Annotated in this window: 20 protein-coding genes; 9 read left to right on the forward strand and 11 right to left on the reverse strand. The window is 32.0% G+C overall.

Translation table 11 applies throughout. The annotated features are described in order from the left end of the window. Positions 1 to 5: 5 nt before the first annotated feature. Positions 6 to 1,835, reverse strand: coding sequence for a tetratricopeptide repeat protein (locus tag V9L04_RS03240; RefSeq protein ID WP_338792635.1), 1,830 nt, complete (start codon positions 1,833 to 1,835; stop codon positions 6 to 8). Between the two features lie 308 nt (positions 1,836 to 2,143). On the opposite strand from V9L04_RS03240, the gene V9L04_RS03245 reads away from it, so the two are divergent. Then, positions 2,144 to 2,689, forward strand: coding sequence for an acyl-CoA thioesterase (locus V9L04_RS03245; RefSeq protein ID WP_338792636.1), 546 nt, complete (start codon positions 2,144 to 2,146; stop codon positions 2,687 to 2,689). 20 nt (positions 2,690 to 2,709) lie between these two features. Here the strand turns inward: V9L04_RS03245 and V9L04_RS03250 are convergent, their stop codons facing one another. The 5 genes from V9L04_RS03250 to V9L04_RS03270 all read right to left on the reverse strand — a co-directional run bounded on the left by V9L04_RS03250 (position 2,710) and on the right by V9L04_RS03270 (position 8,285). Beyond that, complete coding sequence (locus V9L04_RS03250) at positions 2,710 to 3,228, reverse strand: hypothetical protein (RefSeq protein ID WP_338792637.1); 519 nt, start codon at positions 3,226 to 3,228, stop codon at positions 2,710 to 2,712. Between the two features lie 264 nt (positions 3,229 to 3,492). Further along, positions 3,493 to 4,263 carry a succinate dehydrogenase/fumarate reductase iron-sulfur subunit gene (locus tag V9L04_RS03255; protein WP_338792638.1) on the reverse strand — a complete coding sequence of 257 codons (771 nt, stop codon included), beginning with the start codon at positions 4,261 to 4,263 and terminating at the stop codon, positions 3,493 to 3,495. 86 nt (positions 4,264 to 4,349) lie between these two features. Beyond that, on the reverse strand, positions 4,350 to 6,284 hold the full coding sequence (locus V9L04_RS03260; protein WP_338792639.1) for a fumarate reductase/succinate dehydrogenase flavoprotein subunit: 1,935 nt from the start codon (positions 6,282 to 6,284) through the stop codon (positions 4,350 to 4,352). A gap of 212 nt (positions 6,285 to 6,496) precedes the next feature. Further along, positions 6,497 to 7,330, reverse strand: coding sequence for a succinate dehydrogenase cytochrome b subunit (locus V9L04_RS03265; RefSeq protein WP_338792640.1), 834 nt, complete (start codon positions 7,328 to 7,330; stop codon positions 6,497 to 6,499). 370 nt (positions 7,331 to 7,700) lie between these two features. Continuing rightward, positions 7,701 to 8,285, reverse strand: coding sequence for a GNAT family N-acetyltransferase (locus tag V9L04_RS03270; protein ID WP_338792641.1), 585 nt, complete (start codon positions 8,283 to 8,285; stop codon positions 7,701 to 7,703). A 257-nt stretch (positions 8,286 to 8,542) separates the two neighbouring features. Here V9L04_RS03270 and V9L04_RS03275 point away from each other — a divergent pair, with 257 nt between their 5' ends. After that, on the forward strand, positions 8,543 to 8,866 hold the full coding sequence (locus V9L04_RS03275; protein WP_338792642.1) for a hypothetical protein: 324 nt from the start codon (positions 8,543 to 8,545) through the stop codon (positions 8,864 to 8,866). Positions 8,867 to 8,981: 115 nt separating this feature from the next. Here the strand turns inward: V9L04_RS03275 and V9L04_RS03280 are convergent, their stop codons facing one another. Further along, complete coding sequence (locus tag V9L04_RS03280; RefSeq protein WP_338792643.1) at positions 8,982 to 9,551, reverse strand: hypothetical protein; 570 nt, start codon at positions 9,549 to 9,551, stop codon at positions 8,982 to 8,984. A gap of 248 nt (positions 9,552 to 9,799) precedes the next feature. Here V9L04_RS03280 and V9L04_RS03285 point away from each other — a divergent pair, with 248 nt between their 5' ends. Beyond that, positions 9,800 to 10,834: a hypothetical protein gene (locus V9L04_RS03285; RefSeq protein WP_338792644.1), complete on the forward strand. Its 1,035-nt coding sequence runs from the start codon at positions 9,800 to 9,802 to the stop codon at positions 10,832 to 10,834. 139 nt (positions 10,835 to 10,973) lie between these two features. Here the strand turns inward: V9L04_RS03285 and V9L04_RS03290 are convergent, their stop codons facing one another. The 3 genes from V9L04_RS03290 to V9L04_RS03300 all read right to left on the reverse strand — a co-directional run bounded on the left by V9L04_RS03290 (position 10,974) and on the right by V9L04_RS03300 (position 13,788). Next, a complete protein-coding gene (locus V9L04_RS03290; protein ID WP_338792645.1) occupies positions 10,974 to 11,684 on the reverse strand; it encodes a hypothetical protein in 711 nt (236 codons plus the stop codon). A 1-nt stretch (position 11,685) separates the two neighbouring features. Beyond that, on the reverse strand, positions 11,686 to 13,458 hold the full coding sequence (locus tag V9L04_RS03295; protein WP_338792646.1) for a sodium:solute symporter: 1,773 nt from the start codon (positions 13,456 to 13,458) through the stop codon (positions 11,686 to 11,688). Between the two features lie 168 nt (positions 13,459 to 13,626). Next, complete coding sequence (locus V9L04_RS03300; RefSeq protein ID WP_338792647.1) at positions 13,627 to 13,788, reverse strand: hypothetical protein; 162 nt, start codon at positions 13,786 to 13,788, stop codon at positions 13,627 to 13,629. Positions 13,789 to 13,986: 198 nt separating this feature from the next. Between V9L04_RS03300 and V9L04_RS03305 the strand changes: the two genes are divergently transcribed. The 6 genes from V9L04_RS03305 to V9L04_RS03330 all read left to right on the forward strand — a co-directional run bounded on the left by V9L04_RS03305 (position 13,987) and on the right by V9L04_RS03330 (position 19,866). Continuing rightward, the gene (locus V9L04_RS03305; RefSeq protein WP_338792648.1) at positions 13,987 to 14,442 is read left to right on the forward strand and encodes a hypothetical protein; all 456 of its coding nucleotides are present in this window, start codon (positions 13,987 to 13,989) and stop codon (positions 14,440 to 14,442) included. A gap of 131 nt (positions 14,443 to 14,573) precedes the next feature. Continuing rightward, positions 14,574 to 15,056, forward strand: a complete 483-nt coding sequence (locus tag V9L04_RS03310) for a hypothetical protein (RefSeq protein ID WP_338792649.1) — start codon at positions 14,574 to 14,576, stop codon at positions 15,054 to 15,056. A gap of 79 nt (positions 15,057 to 15,135) precedes the next feature. After that, on the forward strand, positions 15,136 to 15,441 hold the full coding sequence (locus tag V9L04_RS03315; protein WP_338792650.1) for a hypothetical protein: 306 nt from the start codon (positions 15,136 to 15,138) through the stop codon (positions 15,439 to 15,441). A gap of 561 nt (positions 15,442 to 16,002) precedes the next feature. Beyond that, the gene (rho, locus tag V9L04_RS03320; RefSeq protein ID WP_338792651.1) at positions 16,003 to 17,964 is read left to right on the forward strand and encodes a transcription termination factor Rho; all 1,962 of its coding nucleotides are present in this window, start codon (positions 16,003 to 16,005) and stop codon (positions 17,962 to 17,964) included. 284 nt (positions 17,965 to 18,248) lie between these two features. Continuing rightward, positions 18,249 to 18,884, forward strand: coding sequence for a TetR/AcrR family transcriptional regulator (locus tag V9L04_RS03325; protein ID WP_338792652.1), 636 nt, complete (start codon positions 18,249 to 18,251; stop codon positions 18,882 to 18,884). Between the two features lie 109 nt (positions 18,885 to 18,993). Further along, complete coding sequence (locus V9L04_RS03330) at positions 18,994 to 19,866, forward strand: alpha/beta fold hydrolase (protein WP_338792653.1); 873 nt, start codon at positions 18,994 to 18,996, stop codon at positions 19,864 to 19,866. Between the two features lie 113 nt (positions 19,867 to 19,979). Here the strand turns inward: V9L04_RS03330 and V9L04_RS03335 are convergent, their stop codons facing one another. Continuing rightward, positions 19,980 to 22,442: a Tex family protein gene (locus V9L04_RS03335; protein WP_338792654.1), complete on the reverse strand. Its 2,463-nt coding sequence runs from the start codon at positions 22,440 to 22,442 to the stop codon at positions 19,980 to 19,982. Between the last annotated feature and the right edge of the window lie 267 nt (positions 22,443 to 22,709).

Consider the following 22,709-nt stretch of genomic DNA (forward strand, 5'->3'; position numbering starts at 1 on the left):
CTTTCCTAATTTATAATTTCGCCTCTCAATCTTCTGATGCGTTTTCTAGATTCTACTACATAAACACTTCCTGCATAATCTACAAGTTGTTTTTTGTAATATTCTTCTGCTTTTTCTTGGTCTTTTAGGTTTTCTTCATAAATTTTTCCTAAAAGAAAATTTGCATCATCGCCAAAAATATCTGTTGGATTGATTTTTAAGACTGTTTTTAGTTTTTCGACTGCTTCTTCAAAACGCCCCATTTTTTGTAAAATAGTTGCTTCTTTCCAGTAAATCTCATCTGTTAAAGAATGTCCGTCAAAGTGAGAGCGCATTTTTTTGTAAGCTAATAAAGCATCTTCATATTGCTGTTGAAAAATAAGCAAATCAATAGCTGCATATTCTCTCATTGCTGTTTCAGAAGAATCCAAACCTGTATTGTCTTGAATCAAAATAGACAAATCCATGGCATCGTTGGCAATTTCTCTTGAGGTAGCCAATTTTAAAATATCCAAATGTGCTTTTGCTAATTTAAAGTCTCCATTAAAGTAGGAAAGTTTAGCATTTTTGAGTTTGGCAGAGTAACCTAAAGGCGTTTCTTTTTCTGTTTTTTCTACCTGTGAATACAATAAAGTTGCTTCCCAAGGTTCATTTTTCAAAACATAAATATCTCCCAAATCCAATTTTACTTGACTTAAAAGCTGATGAGGAACACCTCTAATTTCTGTGATTTTGTTGAGCGTATTTATAGCAACATCTTTTTGATTGAGGTAAAAAGCCTGTAAAAGAGCCATGTTACGAGCCGATTTTGCTGTACTTGGATTCCAGCCTATTTCTACAAGTGTTTGTTCGTAATCATTAACCAACGATTTTATTTGTTCTTTATCGATAGGAAATTGATGTTTAATATATTCTTCCTTAGATTCCATCAAAAAATGTTTAGCTTGCGAATAAATCAATCTTCCTTTATAATTTTCTGTCAAGTGTCCAAAAATGGTCATCGCACTTTTCCATTCTTCATTATTGTAGGCAAGCATTCCGATTTCCATAATCTTTACGCCTTCTGATTTATTTCTTCTATCCAATGCCTTTGCTTGTGTAAAAGCCATCATGAAATTCTTTCTTTGAAGAAAATACCAAACGAGCATTTCACTAAAAACTTCATTGCTTGGGTATTTTTGTACAGCTTCATACAACATCGGTTCTACCATATCCCACTCTTCATCTTCCGACAAACGAGATTGTAACAGATGTTGAACATAAGGTGCATCATTCGGCTGTTTTTCTAGTAAAATTAAGAATTGTTCTACCATTTTTTTAGGTTTTCCCATCGCTAAATAGAGGAGTCCTAAATCCATATCATAATTTTCTTGCGTATTTTTTTGTGCTTGCAAATACAGTTTTTCGGCATATTGATAAAAACCTTCATGTGCCAAAACACGAGCAGCCACACGAGCCAGATGAGAATTTGATTTTATGGAGTTTATATACTCGTCGAAGTGTTTATCTGCTTTTTTATCTTCTCTTTTCTGTAAAAGAAGTTTAGCATAGTCAATATTCATTTTTGGATCTAAAGGTCTGTCTTTCAAACATCTTTCAATATATTTTTCTGCATCTTTTAGCTGTTCCAAACGTAACATCGCATCCAAATAATTAGTGTAAATATAAGAAGCTGACGGATTTTTCTTCGCTATTTTTTCGTAATACTGAATCGCTTTTTCGTATTCTCCTTGTTCATAATATTCATCTGCCAATGCCAAATCTTGTGTATTTTGAGCAAAAACATTTAGAGAGAAAGAGGAAAAAGTAATTAATAATACAGATAGAAATAGTTTGATAGAATTATATTTTTTCATAGATAGAATTTTTCATTATTTCATAGACTAAAGTCTATAGTACATTTTCGCACACTAAAGTGTACGCTACATAGGCTACATTTTATAAATTTACACAAAAACACGACTTATTTTTTAAATAAATGATTCGTTATTTAAGAATTTATTTTTTTTAACGCCTTATAACAACTATTGTTGCTTACTTTTGTAGTCACTATACTTTATTAAACACAGAGTTCACAGAAAACACAGAGAAAATACATTTTCAAATTACTTTTTATTTTGTATTGACTTCTAAAATCTAAATTCATATTTCTAAATTTATTCTTATGCCCCCTAAGTCAAAAAAAGCGAGTGAATCGTATGTTACAATGACCGAAATGGTTTTACCAAATGACACCAATCCACTAAATAATTTAATGGGTGGAAGACTTATGCATTTGATGGATATTGCAGCAGCTATTTCAGCACAAAAACATTGTAATCGTGTTGTTGTTACAGCTTCTGTTGATAATGTTTCGTTTGAGGCTTCTGTTCCTTTGGGTGGTGTGGTTACATTAGAATCTCATGTCAGTCGTGCCTTTAATTCTTCCATGGAAGTTTATGTAGAAGCGTATGGAGAAAATATTTTGGAAGGTTCTGGACGAAAATTAGCTTACAAAGCTTTCTTAACTTTTGTAGCTGTCGATCAAATGGGGAATCCTATCAATGTTCCTGAGCTAGAACCCGAAACAGAGAAAGAAATTATGCTTTTTGATGGTGCTTTGCGTCGTCGCCAACTTCGTTTAGTTTTGGCAGGAAGAATGAAACCAGAAGATGCAACAGAATTAAAATCACTTTTCTTTAAGATAAATCCTGAGGGAGAAAGTTTGTAAATTATTAATTGCTGAATGATTTATTTTTGACTCTCTTTTTCTTCTTGTGCATTTTTATAAAGAGTAGCTACTGCTAAACCTCCAAATAATATCCAAGCTGCTGAAAAAACTCTGATACCTTTTGTATTATGTAAATGATACTCTTCTTCGGTTATGTTTTTTATAAACTTTCCATACCGAGTTCTTAATTGATAGGTATTGTTTTGAAAAACTGCTCTTATACCTTCTTTACTATCATATGAATCATCTGGGTTATAAATAGCAAGGAAAAAAATTAATACCACATACATTACCAAACCTATTGCTATCTTGGAGAAATAAGAAGGTAATTTTTCAAAAACAGAAAATATATCTGGTTTCTTTTTTGTCTTTTTTGATTCAATGATCAAAGCACATCCAAAAAGTGCAATACAAATCACTTGACAAATTCCCATAAGAGAAAAACCAAAAAAAGATGTATCTATTAAGATTAAGGAAGTAATATGAATGATAATAACTATTACCAAATATAGAACAGAGAAATAGTAAATAGATTTCATTTGTTAATTTGAATTGTAAGAATATTTGGTTGTGTAGTAAAATTGTGTTTTATATCAAAAATTCAATTTGATAAATCAAATTACTACGTTTAAACGACGTAGAGACTTGATTTATCAAGCCAAAAAATACCAAACGCAATTTTTTACTACAACACCGAGTAGTTTATACTACGAAAAAATCCCAATACAGTTGCTCTGTATTGGGATTTATCTTCTAATGATGTTAGCTTGCCGTTGTTGGTGTCTCCACCAACGACAGATTTACTATTTCACAAAATCAGAAGTAACTTTTGCTGTTAGATATTCTCTATTCAAACGAGCAATATGTTCTTGACCGATAAGTTTAGGACACTCTGCCGAACATGCGCCAGTGTTGGTACAAGAACCAAAACCTTCTTCATCCATTTGAGCCACCATATTTTCAGCACGTTTTTGAGCTTCTGCTTTTCCTTGTGGAAGAAGTGCAAGCTGTGAAACTTTAGCCGAAACAAAAAGCATTGCAGAGGCATTTTTACACGCTGCTACACAAGCACCACAACCAATACAAGCTGCTGCTTCGAATGCTTCATCTGCAATTTCTTTTGGAATAGGCATTTCATTAGCATCACGAGCATTTCCTGTATTTACAGAAATGTATCCTCCTGCTTGAATGATTCTATCAAAAGCACTTCTATTTACTGTCAAATCCTTAATAACTGGAAAAGCTGCTGCTCTCCAAGGCTCAATAGTAATGGTCGTATTGTTTGGAAAAGAACGCATATGCAACTGACACGTAGTAACACCTCTTACATTTCCGTGAGGATGTCCATTGATGTACATAGCACAAGAACCACAAATTCCTTCACGACAATCGTGATCAAAACTTACTGGGTCTTCGCCTTTTCGCACAAGCGTTTCATTGAGCATATCCATCATTTCTAAAAATGACATGTCTGTCGAAACGCCGTCTAATTTATAGTTTTTAAACTCGCCTTTCGACTTTGGATTGGCTTGTCTCCAAACTTTTATTTTATATGAATTATGTTGTTCTGCCATAATTTTATGTATTTCTATTTAATTGAAAGTTGTTACTTGTTTTCAACCGTCAACGAGACTTTGCCGTCGTTGAGGATTAAAAACTATTATTTATAACTACGTTGAGTAAGTTTGACATTTTCAAAGACTAATTCTTCCTTATGAAGAACTGGATCACCAGTCATAAATTCGCCTTTGCTATCTCTAGGAAATTCCCAAGCTGCCACATACGAATAATTTTCATCATCACGTTTTGCTTCGCCATTAATTTCGTATTCTTCTCTAAAGTGTCCACCACAAGACTCATTTCTATCAAGGGCATCAATAATCATTAGTTCGCCAAGTTCTAGGAAATCAGCAATACGTAGTGCTTTTTCAAGTTCTGCATTGAGTTGATTTTCAGTTCCTACTACTTTAACATCATTCCAAAACTCTTCACGTAGTTTTTGAACTTCTGTACGAGCTAATTTCAAGCCATCTGCATTTCTTGACATTCCACAATGATCCCACATAATGCGACCTAATTTTTTATGAATTTCGTCAGGCGTTTGCGTTCCGTTGATACTCATTACCTTTTTGATTCTTGCTTCTACTTCTTGTTTTGCTTGTCCGAATGCTTCGTGTGAAGTATCTTCAATTTGGTAAGGCTGTGTAGCCAAGAAATCTCCAACTGTATAAGGTGCAACAAAATATCCATCTGCCAAACCTTGCATCAATGCACTTGCTCCCAAACGGTTTGCGCCGTGATCAGAGAAATTCGCTTCTCCAAGTGCATACAATCCATCAACATTTGTCATAAGATTATAATCTACCCAAAGACCACCCATTGTATAGTGAGGTGCTGGATAAATTTTCATTGGAACTTTATATGGGTCTTCGTTTGTGATTTGCTTGTACATATCAAACAAATTACCATATTTATCTGCTACTCTGCTTTGTCCATCTCTTTTAATTGCATCTCTAAAGTCAAGATAAACAGCTTTTCCTGTTGCTCCCACTCCCAAACCTTCATCACACACATATTTTGCATTTCTTGAAGCCACATCACGAGGCACAAGATTACCAAATGTAGGATATTTTTCTTCTAAATAATAGAAACGGTCTTTTTCTGCAATTTCAGAAGGCTTTTTATTTTTGTCTTCTGGATTGCGAGGTACCCAAACACGTCCATCATTACGAAGTGATTCAGACATCAACGTAAGTTTTGATTGGTGGTCTCCCGAAACAGGAATACAAGTTGGGTGAATTTGTGTATAACAAGGATTCGCAAAGTAAGCTCCTTTTTTGTGTGCTCTCCAAGCAGCCGTTGCATTACACGCCATTGCATTTGTAGAAAGAAAAAATACATTTGAATAACCACCTGTACAAAGCAATACTGCATGTCCTGCATGTGATTCGATTTCTCCAGTTACTAAATTACGAGTAATAATTCCTCTAGCTTTTCCATCAATTTTTACGATATCAAGCATTTCTGTACGAGTGTGCATTTCTACTTTTCCTGTCGCTACTTGACGACTAAGAGCAGAATAAGCACCCAAAAGAAGCTGCTGACCTGTTTGTCCTTTTGCATAAAAAGTACGTGAAACCAAAGCTCCGCCAAAAGAACGGTTATCTAACATTCCACCATATTCACGAGCAAAAGGAACACCTTGAGCAACGCATTGGTCGATAATATTTACACTTACTTGTGCCAAACGGTGTACGTTGGCTTCTCTTGAACGATAATCGCCACCTTTTACAGTATCATAAAACAGACGATAAACACTATCGCCATCATTTTGATAATTTTTAGCTGCATTAATTCCTCCTTGTGCTGCAATAGAGTGCGCTCTTCTTGGACTATCATGGAAAGTAAATGCTTTTACATTGTAGCCAAGTTCTGCTAAAGAAGCTGCTGCTGCTGCGCCTGCAAGACCTGTTCCGACAACAATAACTGTATATTTACGTTTGTTGGCAGGATTTACGAGGCGAATATTAAATTTATGTTTGTCCCATTTTTCGCCGATTGAGCCTTCAGGGATTTTTGAATTGAGTTCTGACATAATTATTTTGTTTGTATTTTATGAGCAATACATTTTCTGTTATGAGTTTGTTCAAATAGAATTGAAACTTCTGAAATAACTCTTTAACGTTATGATACTGAATAATTTGTTTGTTCAAAAAGTTTTGAAACGCACCTTAATTTAGAATTTTTCTAAGTAAAAAACTAATTAATTTGTCGTTGGTGAGGACACCAACAACGGCAAGTTAAAAATTATTCTGCATCTGCTGTTGATTCTAATTGTTCCCAAGAACGAATTCTGTCCATGTTTGACCAATCAGCTACTTTCCATTCTACACCTGCTTCAATAGACCTTTCTTTTACGTGTTGGGCAGCCGTTTCAAAATCATTTGCTATTCCAAAACGAGCCATCATATATAAAGGCATAGATGAAAAACCTACAATAAAAGCAATAGCTAAAGCTTTGCTCAAAAATGAAACTAAAGAAGTATATTTTACATGATTGAGACCAAGTGTTTGAAAACCACTTTGGAAACCATGCCATAAGTGAAACCCAACAGCAAGCATAGCAATAATATAAAAAATTGAATACCACCAAACCATAAAAGAACTTGCTACAATGGCATACAGATTTTTATAAATTTCACCATCAATTTGCATTACAGGTAGCATGTTTCCGAAATGATAACGAAACCAAAAATTACCCATGTGAACAATAAGAAAAACAAAAACTACTGTTCCTAAAATACCCATATTACGAGAAGCCCAAGATTTTTCTGCACTTCCATCAATAGCATATCCTGTCGGACGAGCTTTTTTGTTTTGTAAAGTCAAAATAAGAGCAAGAAGAGCATGGAACAAGATAGAACCATATAGCAAATAGGAAGTAACTTTAATAAGAGGAAATGTCGTCATAAAAACGGCATAAATATTAAAACTTTCGGCTGCTCCTTTAATATCTGGATACAATAATTGAAAATTTCCGACCATGTGAACAATCAGAAATGTTACTAAGAATAACCCTGTTAGCGACATCAAAACTTTTTTGCCTACGCTGCTTGTCAGGGTGCGTATAATCCAATTCATAGGAAGTTGGTTAAGTTGATTAAAAAATAATTAATAAGAGTTTGAAATTTACTATTTTAAAATAACAATAAAAGAGTATCGAATAAATCTTTCGTTACTGATTTTGTTTGTTTTTCTATTTGAGTAAACCTCATTTATAAACATGCTATAAATATACTGTTTAAAAGGCTATTTACATAGTTTTTGAGCAAATGAATAAAACGTATCCAAAGGTACGCTGCAAAAAATAGCATTGCAATATGTAATAGTAATTTTTGCTTATTTTGAATATTTCTAAATAAAGTCTTTATAAAATTAGCAGAATTGAAATTTTATCAAAAAAAAACACCTATCATTTTCAAGTACTCTTGAATCTAATAGATGTTTGAAATTATTTTTTGTAAACACTTTCTTGATATTCTTTTCTTGTTAGGCGATATTGAATTATATCTAAATATGTATCTCCCTTTTTAAAATGCTCTTTTATTTCAGCTTCTTTTATCATTTTATTTTTTATCATTACTTTGCCAGATGCAGGGTTGGTTAGAAAATGATTTGCTATAATTTTATTGAGTTCTACTGTTTCAAAACCAAATTCTAGTATTTTTTCTACTGCTTCACTCATAAAACCTTTGCTCCAAAAAGGCTCTGCTATCCAATAACCTAGTTCTGCTCGGTTGTGCTTTTTGTCTATTAGAAGACCAATTCCTCCCATAAATTCTAAGTTTTTATCATCTTTAAGGCGAATAGCAAATTTGTATGCTTCTCCTGTTTTGAGGTCTTGATTTGCACTATTTATCCAAAAAATGGCATCCTGTTCAAAATAAGGAAAAGGAATATTGATTACATTCTCTGATATTTTTGGATTTGCTGCATACTCAATAATTTTTGGAATGTCTTTGTAAGAAAGAGAATTTAGTAGTAACCTTTCTGATTCTAGTTGTAGACTTTCTATGTTTTGTTTTTTAGTATCCATAACACAAAAATTTTTAATTGATAATTTATTTCAATGTATTACCTTTTTTGGATTGGAAAAAGTTCAAATTTCTTTCTAATCAAATATTCAATTTGAATTAAGTATTTTTTTAATTTTTGAAATATATTTGCAAAAATGAGAGTTTACTACTAGTTTACTTTATATTAAAATTAACACAAAATTTTCAAACAAGATTAAATAATTTTACGTTCTGAAAATCCAACGAATAACCATAAATTCTAATTAATCCAAAACCTATGAACAAAGCACGTGTCATTACCGATTTCGAAAAATTAAATTCTGATTTACAGGGACAGATTAAACTTGTCTACCCAGAAGGATATAGCCAACATTTAATTACATTTCAAAATAAAGATAATAAAACTGTAAGTGCTTTACGCTTCGAAACAGATGAGAAAATTTACTTAGTTAGAATGTCAGTAGCTACGGCTCTTCAGCTTATTGAAGACGATGACGATTTTGATGATGAAGGATATTTGAAAGAAAATGTCAAAAGTCAATACGAAGACGAACATGCTGATGTAGATTACCTTTCTGAAAATGAAAATTATGATGAATAGTTGATACTACCTAATTACAAAAAGAGGCTGTCCGAAAAGTACGGATAGCCTCTTTTTAAATTTGATTATTATCAGTTAATGTATTAGACAAAAATACAAATTCTATTAATTTCTACTATTTTAGTGTATATAGAAGAGCAAGTCCTAGTACATTACGAGAGCTTTCTCCAGGCTCTGCATCTTTAGTGCTTAAAAGGTAAGAAAAACGAACTCCTACACCTCTATAAGATAAGCCAGCATTTACTACAGGACCACTCGTAGTAGCTGAATTTCCTCCATAATTAAGGTCATTATTTGCTAGTTTACTAAATCCATATCCAGCACCTACAAAACCACCAAAATCATTTTCGTTATCTGGATTAGAACTATTTCCCAAATTAAGCTCTAATAGTAAAGGAAGGTCAAATACAAATGAACTTTGTCCTTCTGCTCCTGTACGAGAGTTATAAGTAGCATTACTAGAATAACCTAAACCCACATGTGTTCCTACAGAGAGTGTTGCTATTTCTGATAACGAAAGAAAGTTTAATCTAGGTGAGAGTACAACAGCATATCCTGCAGAACCTCCTCCTGAATATGCTCCTACTCCACCTTTAAAAGAAAACGAAATATCATTTTGAGCTTTTGCAGAAAAACCAAAGAACACAAAAGTAAGTAAAGACAAAGAAAGTAATAAATTTCTCATTGTAATAAAATGTAAGTTTAATGATTTAAAAAAATAAAGTGCAAAGGTATGAAATTAATTTACTTTCACAAATAATTGTTAATAAAAATTTAGCTTAACTATAAAATAGGTGGCTATCTGTTTTATTTTTTATGAAAATGTTAAAAAAACAATAATAATCTCTTGCATATAAAGTTATTCCTTTCTAAATTTGCATTCCTAATTAATAGGAATTTATTTTAAATTAAATGTAATATTTACTCAAAATTATGCATAAGAACAAATTGCTCGTATTTACTACTACTATTATTCTTTTTTTATTTTGTGGAATGTCTTCTTCTTTTGCTCAGTTTGGAGCTAAAAATAGTCCTGAAGATATAGCCGAACTCAAAAAACGTCCTTTGTTAGTAGGGATTGCTAAAGAAGATCCCAAACTGATAGCGAGATACAAAAAGAAAAAAGATAAATCTAAACTAGAAGATTATAAAAAAGATATTAGAGAATACAACGAAAACATTAAGGCTGCTGTTGACAAATTTTGGACTTTCAATAAGAAAGTAGAATACAAATCGCATCAAGAAATTGAAACATTACGTAAAGCAAAGAAACTAAGTAGATATGCTATTCTAGAACATGATGTTGTAAGCCAATATATTGATCAGTTTAGCACTTTCCGTACTAAAATAGGCGAAAAGTCAGTTTTGGGAATTATGCTTGGTAAAGGTAAAAAAAGCAAGTATGTTACTTCTGTTATTATGCCTAACATTATAGCTTCTAAAGAAGATTTTGCATACGGTATTTTATATATACAAAACTCTCTTGAAAACTTTGAAGAAGGAAAAAAAGGTAAAGAGATACGTCAAGAAATAAAAGATAATAGTGAGCAATTGAGCAAACTTACTCTCTTGATAGATAAAGAACAGTTAAGCAAAAAAACTAATGAGGCAAAAATAAGATCAGTCTATCCTTATAAATTTGAAATCGTATCAAGAGAACGTATTAATGAAGCTATATGGAATAGAGAAGAAGGAGTTTGTTATGTACAAGTTATTCCTCTTATGGCAGCAGCAGCAGGAGGACGAACTACAGGCATGACTATCTCAAAAATGTTATTTGGGCAACAAGCTATGTTAGCTTCTACAGGAGAAATGTTAGCTTACTCTTATCCAAAAGTAGGACTTATTGTTTCTAAATCTAGACAAGAAATAGATGCAAAGACAATAACAGATTTGTTTAAGATGTCAGCTAAGGCTATTGAGGAAAAAATAGAAAATGGTGAAAAAGTGGAAGTTGAAACAAACTAAAAATAACTATTTATTTATTTAGAAACTATTTTAAATGGATTTGAAGTATATGCTTCAAATCCATTTTTGTTTTGTCTCAATTTAGAGTGAAATAATTTTCTTTTTATGAAAAATCCGAAATTTAAACAAATAAAGTATTCTAAATCTTTATCTTAAATGATTTTTTCACTCTTATTTCTTCGTAATCATCTTCTACTTTCTTTAGAGAATTATATTCTAAGTAAAAAGTCTTTTTTTCTATTCTAGGTTTTTCAATAGAGATAGTAGGAGACCTCACATGCAAAGGTCTAGGCTTTAGCAGTATCGTTTGTTCTTTATTGGTTTCCAAATTTAGAATAAAAACACTATCTAAATCAGTTGCATAAACTAAATAGTCATCTTTAGTCATTAAAATTTCATATTTTTCAATCACTACACCTTTTGTATTTTTTGGTAAAATGATAGAAGAATAAGCAAGAGGAGCAGGATTTCCACCACTAGAAGTATAAAGAATATTTTGAAGAACAACTGTATTTTTCGTTTCGTGGATATATTTAGGAACAAAATCCCAAGTTCCTGTACGCTCATCAAAATCACAATGGAACAAACTATCCAAACTTCTCTTATAGGAACTATCTGACCAAGTAATTCTGAAACCTTCATTTTCGTATGAATATTTTATACTTGTTCCCATAGCTGTAACTGTATCTTTTTGAAAACACTCTTTTGCCATTTCCTTTTTAGTAAGAATAGAATCTGTTTTGATAGAATCTAACTCTATAATTTCCTTATTGTCATTATCAACCTTTTTTTGAGGATATTGACAAGAAAAAATAACTAGAATGAGTATAATTACTGTTGTATATTTCATTTTATTCTGAATCTAAAATTTGATTGTTTTTCTCTTCTATATCATTTTTCAAAAATAATTGAAACAAAATCCCCATAACTATTACCATCACACAACCAATTAGATTATACCAAAGGAAACCAATTTCAAAAGTTTCTTTAAAGAAGAAATAATGAATAAGAATTAAAGATTCACTTACAACAGCAGCATAAAAAACAGCATTTGATTTTACTTTTTTGATATAAAAAGCGACCAAAAATATTCCCAAAATTGTTCCATAAAAAAGTGAACCTAAAATATTTACAGCCTGTATCAGATTATCTAATTGTGTGGCAAGCATAGCAAAAAATATCGCATAAACTCCCCAAAACATAGTAAATCCTTTTGAAGCCTTGACATAATGTTCTTCGTCTTTATCTTTTACAAGAGAGCGTTTATAAATATCAATAACTGTTGTTGAGCCAAGTGCATTGAGTTCAGAAGAAGCCGACGACATAGCAGCCGAAAGCATTACAGAAACCAAAAGACCGATTAAGCCAATAGGCAAATAATCTAAAACAAAATTGATAAAAGCATAATCCAAATCATTATTACTTAATCTTTTAGCTTCTAATTTATTTCCTTTATCAATATTATTGATAATTGCTGTTGCTTGATTTCTCAATGTATCATTTTGTGCATTGTAGGTTCTGATACGACTTGCATACATCGTATCTAATTCTACATTTTTAGATTCTGCTTCTTTTTTAGCTTCCAAAAACTCAAAAATCACCTCTTTTTTATCTTCAAAATTCTGAGTATATAGCGTTTCAATGTTCTTTAAAGAATCAGCTTTTGTTGGGTTTTCTTCAATGAAAGTTATTTTTTTATTGGTATTAAAGAAAATAGGTGGTTGATAAAATTGATAGAAAGCAAAAAGAAAAATTCCTACCAAAAGAATCAAAAACTGCATCGGAATTTTTACCATGCCATTCATAAGTAGCCCTACACGAGTTTGTGCAATAGATTTTCCTGTCAGATAACGCTGAACTTGCGATTGGTCAGTTCCAAAATACGACAACGCCAAAAACAAACCTCCAATAATTCCAGACCAAACATTATAACGGTTATTCAAATCAAAATCCAAATTAATCACTTCCAATCTTCCCACAGCACCAGCAACACTAAGCGCATCTGTAACCGAAACTTCTTTTGGTAAGAGTGACACCAAAATATAACCTGCTGCCACCATTCCAATCAGAATAACCAACATTTGCTGTTTTTGGGTCTGACTAACAGCTTTTGTTCCTCCAAAAACGGTATAAGCAATCACAACAAGACCAATAATGACAATTAAATAATAAATATTCCAACCCAAAACTGTCGACAAAATAATAGCAGGTGCATAAATAGAAAGTCCTGCTGCAAGTCCACGCTGAGTCAGAAAAAGAGCAGCACCGAGCGAACGAGTTTTTAAGTCAAAACGGTTTTCAAGATACTCGTAAGCTGTATAAACATTGAGTTTGTGATAAATCGGAACAGCAGTAATTGATAAAATAACCATAGCGATAGGCAAACCAAAATAAAATTGCACAAAACCCATTCCGTTGCCAAATGCCTGTCCAGGGGTAGAGAGAAACGTAATAGCACTCGCTTGTGTCGCCATAATAGAAAGACCGATTGTAAACCAGTTCATATCTCTATCAGAAAGCAAATAGCCTTGTAAATTTTTACTTTGTTTGCGAGTTTTCCATACGCCATAAGCGATAATCAAAACTTGTGTAGCAATCAGCACAGCCCAGTCTAAAGGATTCATAAAATCAGTTATCAGTTATCAGTTAAATACTTTAGTTTGTATTTTTCTGTTTTGTGTTTAATCTGTATTATTAAAATGTATTTGTATTTTCTCTCTTTCCTCTATAAACTCTGTGGTTAAAAAAGAAATTTGTATTCTCTGTATTTGTATTCCTCTGTGTTCAAAAAATCAAGCTCTAAAGTATTCTCCAAACAAATAAAAAAGGACAATCAAAACTACTAGTTCGCCTAAGACGACGCTATAAAACATTTTCCATGTTCCAAAGATAGGAGGTTTTTCAAACTCATTTTGTTCGTTTTGCTCGTTTTCATTTTTTGTAAATTCTTTCATAATTTTTGTAATTTGAAGTATCACAGGTTATTAATCCTAAAACTAATCAAAACTCTTTATTCAATGCCAACTTTTATGCGAACCTTTAGCATTTTTTGTGTATTTGAAAAACAGTGTTTACGAAATTTCATAAAAAATAGTATCTTGTAGAGTTCATTTATAAATCAATTTTAACTTTACACAAACTACACAAAACTTATGTTAGACGATTTATTACAACTCACACAAGGACAACTAGGAACTCAACTTCAAGAAGAAGCAGGACTAAGTTCTTCACAAGTAGGAGAAACAGTTGATGTTGCCAAAAATTCATTTCTTACTCAAATGGCAAGTGAAGCATTGAGTGGAAATTTGCCACAACTTTTAGATATTTTTAATGGAAAAGCAAGCACTACAACAGCAAATCCAATGGTTATGCGTCTTGTAAATCAATTCGGAGGCGATATGATGGAAAAAATGGGGGTTTCGAAAGAAACGGCTGCAATGGTTTCTAATATGGTCATTCCTTTTATTATGTCAAAAATTGGTTCTCCTGAGACAGGAAGTGCAGAAGATGAAGGTTCAATGATGTCAAAATTAGGACTTGATAACTTAAATAATATTGGAGGAATGCTTGGTGGATTATTTGGTGGAAAAGGTGGTTTTTTTAGCTAAAAACTTCTTTTATTGATTTTACTATTTCTCATAGTCTGATTTAGTTTATAAATTGAGGTTATGAGAAATTTTGATTTCATTTTTCTATTATTTTATCATCAACACATTCAAAAATAAATAATTAAATAATCATGACTACCAGCCCAATCGATAAAATTATCAATGATGCTAAAAATAATCTAGCAGAAAAAGTAAAAAATGAAATAAATATTTCTGAAGAAAAAACAAATCAAGTTTTTGTCCTTGCTAAAGATTCTTATATTCGTCTTTTAGAAAGTGAAGCAGGTGCAGGACATTTTGATGAGTTTTTGAAAATTTATAATGGAACAGCTACTTCACTTTCGACAGCTCAAATTACTTCTTTAATGGAATATTTTCATACCAAAAAATTAAGGGATAGTTTAAAACTCTCAGATATAGATGCTGAAAAAACAGCCAAAATAGTTTCGCCTTTTATCATAAAACAAATTAGTAACAAAAAATCTGTTTCTGCGACAGATATAAAAACTTTATGTACTCAAATAGGTTTAGAAAGTTGTATTCCAAACTTAGAAGCTCTCAAAAATAAATGGGATGATTTGTCTCCCGAAGAAAAAAAACAATTTAGCCGTTAGAATTATTTATTTCTAGTCTTAAATCTTAATTTAAAAAAATCAATTGATTCTACTTGCAAATCCTTTATTGTTCAAAATTTTGAAAAATCCACCTCGGGCAATGGCTTTATTTCCTTTTGTATTGGTAGATTCAGAAAAAGATAAATTTGATAAAGTATTAATCAATCATGAAAAAATACACCTCTATCAACAATTAGAAATGGGTATTATTCCTTTCTATCTAGTTTATTTAGGAAATTATTTTTTTCAACTTATCAAACTCAAAAGACATCATACAGCTTATATGAATATTGTCTTTGAAAAAGAAGCCTATCAGAATGAATGGAATTTAGAATATCTTAGAGACAGAAAACTCTGGGCATTTTGGAAATATTGGAACAAATAAAGTATGTTTCAAAGTGTTTTTAAAAAAAATAATGCAGAAATAGCAATATTAATCAAAAAAATTGTTATATTTACGTGTCCTTTAAAAACAGAATTATAATATTACTACTAAAGGACAAAAAAGAGGATAAATTTATAAAATGAATTCGTATTCGTTTTGACACTTGGTTTAATTAATACTTAATTGAATTTGTGTTTTGTATAGTTTCTTATAGAAATCAAAATATTTCCTCTTACCTTTTCAAAAAGCGTATTTTTACTTTTTACAACTTCCTTCCTGCTACCTATGTAAAACAACGAAGGAAATATAAGAAGAACCTACAATATGTTTTATTCAGATAAGTTTTAGTCTAATTTTCTTTTTTAGGTTTAATTTATCCTTTCAATTTTCTATTTAATAGATTAAAGCAAAATGATAGTATTATTATCATTTTATACTTAAATATTTTTTATTACAACTTCACGTTTTTTCTATATTTTTATAGATTATTCCATTACTAGAATTTTCTAAACTAATTTCTTAGAATTAAACCATTATTCCTACCAACCTATATAAGTCAATATGTATAATATTGAGGAACTCAACGTTCGCTTACTCTCCGAATTGCGTACTATCGCTACCGAAATGGGCTTGAAAAATCATAGCCGTTTACCCAAAAAAGACCTTATTTATAAAATCTTGGATCATCAAGCTAATAAAATAGAGGAAGATGAAGATAATGACAACAAACAAGAAGAAATAAAAACATCTTCTATATCTTCTAAAAAAGAAGCTATCTCTACTGAAAAAACAGCAGTCAAAGAAGAAGAAAAAAAAGAGGTGGGTTACAAACTTCCTACATTTAGCTTCTTGAAAAAAGACAAGCAAGAAGATAGTGAGCCAAAAAGTGAGGCAAAAGAAGCTAAAAAAGATGTTACAGAAACAGCAACAGCTACCAAAACCTCTACTGATGATAAAGAAGAGAAAAAAGATGACGAGAAAAAAGATGATTCAATAGAACGAATCAGAGAAACTCTCCGTGAAAGAAAACGTGCAAATCTTATTGGTAAAAGCGAAAATAAAGACAGTAAAGATACTGCTGATTCTACTTCTACGAAAGATTCTAAAGAAAGAACTGAAAGACGTTCAAGATTAGATGCTCGCAATGAAGAACGCAATGAGAGCGAGAATCTACGTCGTCGAAGCCGAGTAAACGTTAAAGAAACAGAAACAAAAGCACCTATTCAAAGAGCTTCTCAACGTTCTCAATCAGGTGAAGATGCTAATTCAAACCAAAGTAATACACAGTCTGAAAGAACAAGTCGCTCAAATGATAGAAAAGAACGTACAGACAAAACGAATGACCGAAATTCAGACAAAAAAGAACGAAATGAGCGTTCTTCCAACAAAAAATACAATATTCGTGAATTCGACGGTGTCGTAACAAGCGAAGGGGTTTTGGAAGTAATTTCTGATGGATATGGTTTTTTACGTTCTTCTGATTATAACTATTTGGCTAGTCCTGATGATGTATATATCTCACCTTCTCAAATCAAACTTTTAGGACTCAAAACTGGCGATACTGTAAAAGGACAAATCCGTCCACCAAAAGATGGAGAAAAATATTTTGCTTTACTAAGAATTGAATCTGTAAACGGAAAAACTACTGAGCAAATTAGAGACAGAGTTTCTTTCGAACACCTAACTCCACTTTTTCCTCGTGAACGTTTAAACCTTTCTACAAAAGCAAATACGTATTCAACTAGAATGTTGGATTTATTTGCTCCAATAGGAAAAGGACAGCGTGGAATGATTGTAGCCCAGCCAAAGACAGGTAAAACTGTTCTTTTGAAAGAAATTGCAAATGCTATTGCTGAAAATCATCCTGAATGTTACTTACTTGTACTTTTAATAGACGAACGTCCAGAGGAAGTAACTGATATGGAACGCAGTGTAAGAGGAGAAGTGGTTGCTTCTACCTTTGATGAGCAAGCAGACAGACACGTAAAAGTAGCAAATATGGTTTTGGAAAAAGCCAAACGCTTGGTAGAATGTGGACACGATGTAGTGATTCTTTTAGACTCAATTACTCGTTTGGCTCGTGCCTATAACACAACTGTTCCTTCTTCAGGAAAAATTCTTTCTGGTGGTGTTGATGCAAATGCACTCCACAAACCAAAACGCTTTTTTGGTGCTGCTCGTAATGTAGAAAATGGGGGTTCACTTACCATTATTGCAACAGCTCTTATTGATACAGGTTCGAAAATGGATGAAGTAATCTTTGAAGAGTTCAAAGGAACAGGTAACATGGAACTTCAACTTGATCGTAAACTTGCCAACAAACGAGTTTATCCTGCTATTGACATTCCTGCTTCTGGTACTCGTCGTGAAGATTTATTATTAGATAAAGAGACTTTACAACGTGTTTGGATTTTGCGTAGAATGATGAACGACATGCACTCTAACGAAGCAATGGATTATATGCTCAAACACATGAGAGGTACAAAATCAAATGATGAATTTTTAGCTTCTATGGATAATTAAGAATTATTTTTATAAAAAATAAAGAAAAGCTATTTCTTCTTAATAAAGGAAATAGCTTTTTTTTTACAAAAAATCAAACTTACTTAGTAGTAAGTAAAACATTTTTTCATATATTGCGTTAGTAAAATCAAAGTCAATCATTTTCTTTGGCAATAAGAATTTAGTAAATCACTAATTTTTACTTATTAATTAACTGATAATCAAACAATTAAACTAGTAATTTTTAATTAGCTTCACTGCTTTAGCAGGTCGTAATTGTTTTTTATCTATTTCTACTATTTTTTATGTCAGACATTACCATTGCCTCTCACTCTTATTCTTTTGATTACTTGGATCATAAATTAGAAAAACTTGATACAAGAGAAAAAATAGTTTATTTGGGGGAAGCTCTTTTTCAACAGTTTGGTTATAATGGTTTTAGCTACAAACATATCTCTGAAAAATTGGGAATCAAAAATGCAGCTATTCATTATCACTTTCCGTCAAAAGAAGATTTAGGAGTTGCCATAATTACACATTCAAGAAATAGACTAGAACGTTGGAAAGAAAAAATGGACACCCTAGATATTTCTCCAACTGAAAAATTAGAACAATATATTGAGGGTATGTACGGTTGGCAAATAGAAAAAGGAAATCGTATTTGCTTAGTAGCAGCTACAGGCACAGATTTTTTTTCTATTCCTGAAAAAATGCAGCAACAAGCACAATCATTAGGTTATTTTATAAGAAAAATTTATACAGAAATCTTAGAAGAAGGGCTAGAAAAAGGCGAATTTCAATTTGTAGGAGAAACAAAGTACCAAGCATTGAATATTCTATTGACCCTTCAAGGCTCACTCATGATAGCACGATTACATGGAAAAGAAGTCTATCAAATAGCAAAACAGCAAATTTTGGCAAATCTTCTTACAAAAAAATAAATAGCTTTTCTTATTTATCAATTACAAAACTTTTATAATCACTTTATTTTGTCTTAGATTAAATTTTTACAAACAACTTACTTATTAGTAAGTATAAATCTCAACATCTATGAATATTATTTTGCAACAACTACTTAAGAAACCTTTTTTTGGTAATTTCTTTGTCAAAAACTGGAAAAATCCTTTATCAGAAACTCAGCAAAAACAATGGAAGGAAATTAGTTTTCTTAATCCAGATGGTTTTGTTTTAAAAGGTTTATTTGCTGACGCATTGACTCAGAATTCAAAAGCAAGTCTTTTACTTGTTCCTCCAATGCTTAAATCATCAAAAGGTTATTTTTTGAGCAATAATACAGCACAAAAATTAAGAGAAAATGGATATAATATTTTTATAATTGATTTAAATGGTTTTGGAGAAAGTCAGAATGGAAGTTTTGATTTTCCTGCTGATGTATTGGCAGCTTCACAAGTTTTAGAAGAACTTACACCTTCACTTCCTTTGGGTTATTTAGGTGTTTCACAAGGCGCAGCTTGGGGAATTTGTGCATTAGCAAATCCTACTCATAACTTTCAAACAGCTATTTTTGAAGCTCCTCTTACTTCTTTGCCAGAGTTTTGGAAACATTACCCTTCTTCTGCAAGAATATTAAAATTTATGCAAACTGTTGCCCCAAATTTTGAAAATAAAGTTCGCCCAATAGATAAAGTATCACAAATTAAACACTTAAAAAATATGCTTTTGATATATGGCGATGAAGATATTCATACACCAGTAGAAATGGGAGAACGTTTAAAAGCAAAATCAAATATAGAGACTGAACTTTTGGTATTTAAAAAAGCAGCTCATTTAGAACCTATCAAGAAAAATCCTGAACTCTATTTTGATACAATTATTTCTCATTTTGATTCAATCTTTAAGACTTCAACTTCTGAAAAAGCAGATTTAGAATTATTTTTTATAGACAAAGAACTTACTTATTAGTAAGTAACTCTAAGCATAGAAATTAAAAAACTCCTTATCCAAAATAGAATTGAATAAGGAGTTTTGTTTTTTTGAAAATTAAATTTTGCTCAGGCTAAAGCATAAACTACATTTTATTTACCAAATTTATTCTTGAGCGCAGCCAACATATCAGCCATTGTTCCACCTGTTTCTTCTTGTGGTTTTTCTTTTGGCTTTTCCTGTCTTTTATTGAATGAATCAGCTTTTTTATAAGATGATTTTCTTACTGGACGTTCTGTACTTTTATTTTTTTCATTTTCTGATACTGAACTTCCTCTTGAGAATTTAGAATCATTTTTTCGGTCTGCACCAATTTTAGAATCTGTTTTTCTTTCTGATTTTCTTTCCATTTTGGAGTCAGAACGAGAAGATTTAGCTTCGCCTCCAACTGGATTTGCTCCAAAAGGATCAGATTTTAGACTTAACGCAATTCTTTTTCTGCTTAAATCTATATCCATAACTGTAGCTTCTACTTTCTGATGGACTTTTACAGCTTCTGTTGGGTGTTTGATAAATTTATCTGAAAGCTGACTAATATGTGCCAGTCCGTCTTGATGAACTCCCACATCTATAAAAGCACCAAAATCTGTAATATTAGTTACAATGCCTGAAAGTTTCATTCCGACACGCAAATCTTCCATTTTTTCTACTCCTTCCACAAAAGAAAAGGCTTCAAACTGCTCACGAGGATCACGCCCTGGTTTGGCAAGTTCTGAAACAATATCTTCAAGCGTGGGAAGTCCGACTGTATCAGTAACATAATTTTTAAGATTGATTTGCTTACGAAGTTCTTCATTTTTGATAAGCTCTTCGACAGTTGTGTTCAAGTCTTTTGCCATTTTCTCCACAATTGGGTAGCTTTCTGGATGAACAGCACTTGCATCTAGTAAGTTTTTGGCATCACGAATACGAAGAAAACCTGCTGCTTGTTCGAAGGCTTTATCTCCCAAACGAGGCACTTTTTTGAGTTGCGCTCTACTTTTGAAAGCTCCATTTTCATTTCTGAATGTTACAATATTTTTGGCAAGAGAAGCTCCCAAACCAGAAACATAACTCAATAATTCTTTACTAGCTGTGTTTACTTCTACACCCACAGCATTTACACAACTCATAACTGTATCATCAAGGCTATTTTTGAGTTGTTTTTGGTCTACATCGTGCTGATACTGACCTACTCCAATAGATTTGGGATCAAGTTTTACCAATTCTGCCAACGGATCCATAAGTCTGCGACCAATAGAAACAGCACCACGAACTGTCAAGTCATAGTCTGCAAATTCTTCACGAGCAACTTCAGAAGCTGAATAAATTGATGCTCCACTTTCACTAACAACTACAATTTGAATCTTTTTAGGCAGATTTGGAATTGCTTTTATAAAACGTTCTGTTTCTCTACTTGCTGTTCCGTTTCCAATTGCAATAGCTTCTATATTATATTTTTCTGCTAAAGCTAAAATTATATTTCCTGCTTTTACAGTATCTTTTTGAGGTTCATTTGGATATATGGCATCATGATAAAGCAGTTTTCCTTGTTTGTCCAAGACAACTAATTTACAGCCTGTTCTAAAACCAGGGTCTAAAGCTAATGTATTTTTTTGTCCTAGAGGAGCAGATAATAAAAGTTGTCTAAGATTTTCTGCAAAAATAGTAATGGCTTCTTCGTCTGCTCTGTGTTTGGAAAGCATACGAATTTCTGTTTCCATAGATGGTTTCAAAAGACGTTTGTAAGCATCTTTTACAGCCATTTGTACTTGTTCAGAAGATTTTGTGTTACTATGAACAAAATTATCTTCCAATAAAGTAATTGCTCGGTCTTCATTGGGTTGTAAATCTAAGAGCAAAATACCTTCTTTTTCGGCTCTTCGAAGTGCCAAAACACGATGAGAAGGAGCTTCTATTAATGGCTCTTCCCACTCAAAATAATCTCTATATTTTTCACCTTCTTTTTCTTTTCCTGTAATTACTCTAGCCGAAATTTTGCCTTCTTTTTCAAAAACTTGGCGCATTTTTGCACGAGTTTCTGCGTGTTCATTGATGTGCTCAGCAATAATATCTCTTGCTCCTGCTAATGCTTCATCAAGTGTTTTTACACCTTTTTCTTCATCAATAAACTGTTTAGCAGTTCTTTCTAAATCCATTCTTCCTTGCTCCAAAATCTGTAAGGCTAAAGGCTCTAAACCTTTCTCCTTTGCCATAGAAGCACGAGTTTTACGTTTTGGTTTGTAAGGCAAATACAAATCCTCTAAAGCAGAAAGTGTTTGGACAGCATTTATTTTTTCTTCTAATTCAGGAGTGAGTTTTTCTTGTTCACTAATCGATTTCAAGATTGCTTCACGTCTTTTATCCAATTCACGAAGTTGTGAGAGTCTATCACGAATACTTGCTACCTGTACCTCATCAAGTGTACCTGTAACTTCTTTTCGATAGCGAGAAATAAAAGGAACAGTTGCTCCTTCATCTAAAAGTTGTGCAGTTGCTTCTACTTGTTTGACACGCACACCAAGTTCGGCAGCGATTTGAACGATATGTTGAGCATCTAAAAGAGCCTGATCCATAGTCTTATCTTATTCTTATCTTATATAAATCGAAAAAATGAAAATAGTTTGCTTATTATGTAAGCAAAAATACGAAAAAATCATGAATTATTTTTATAAAAAGGCTCACATTATTTAAAACCACAACGTCTATATTTTTCATATTTTTTAAAAAAAAGTATGTGTCTTCTAGAAATGTATAGTAGTATAATTTTATTATTTTTTGGATAAATTCTTTTAACTTAGTACGAGTTAAGTTCTACATATTGTTCATTTGTGAAAGCTAAA

Origin of the sequence: Bernardetia sp. MNP-M8 (assembly GCF_037126285.1) — a bacterium.
Lineage (GTDB): Bacteria > Bacteroidota > Bacteroidia > Cytophagales > Bernardetiaceae > Bernardetia.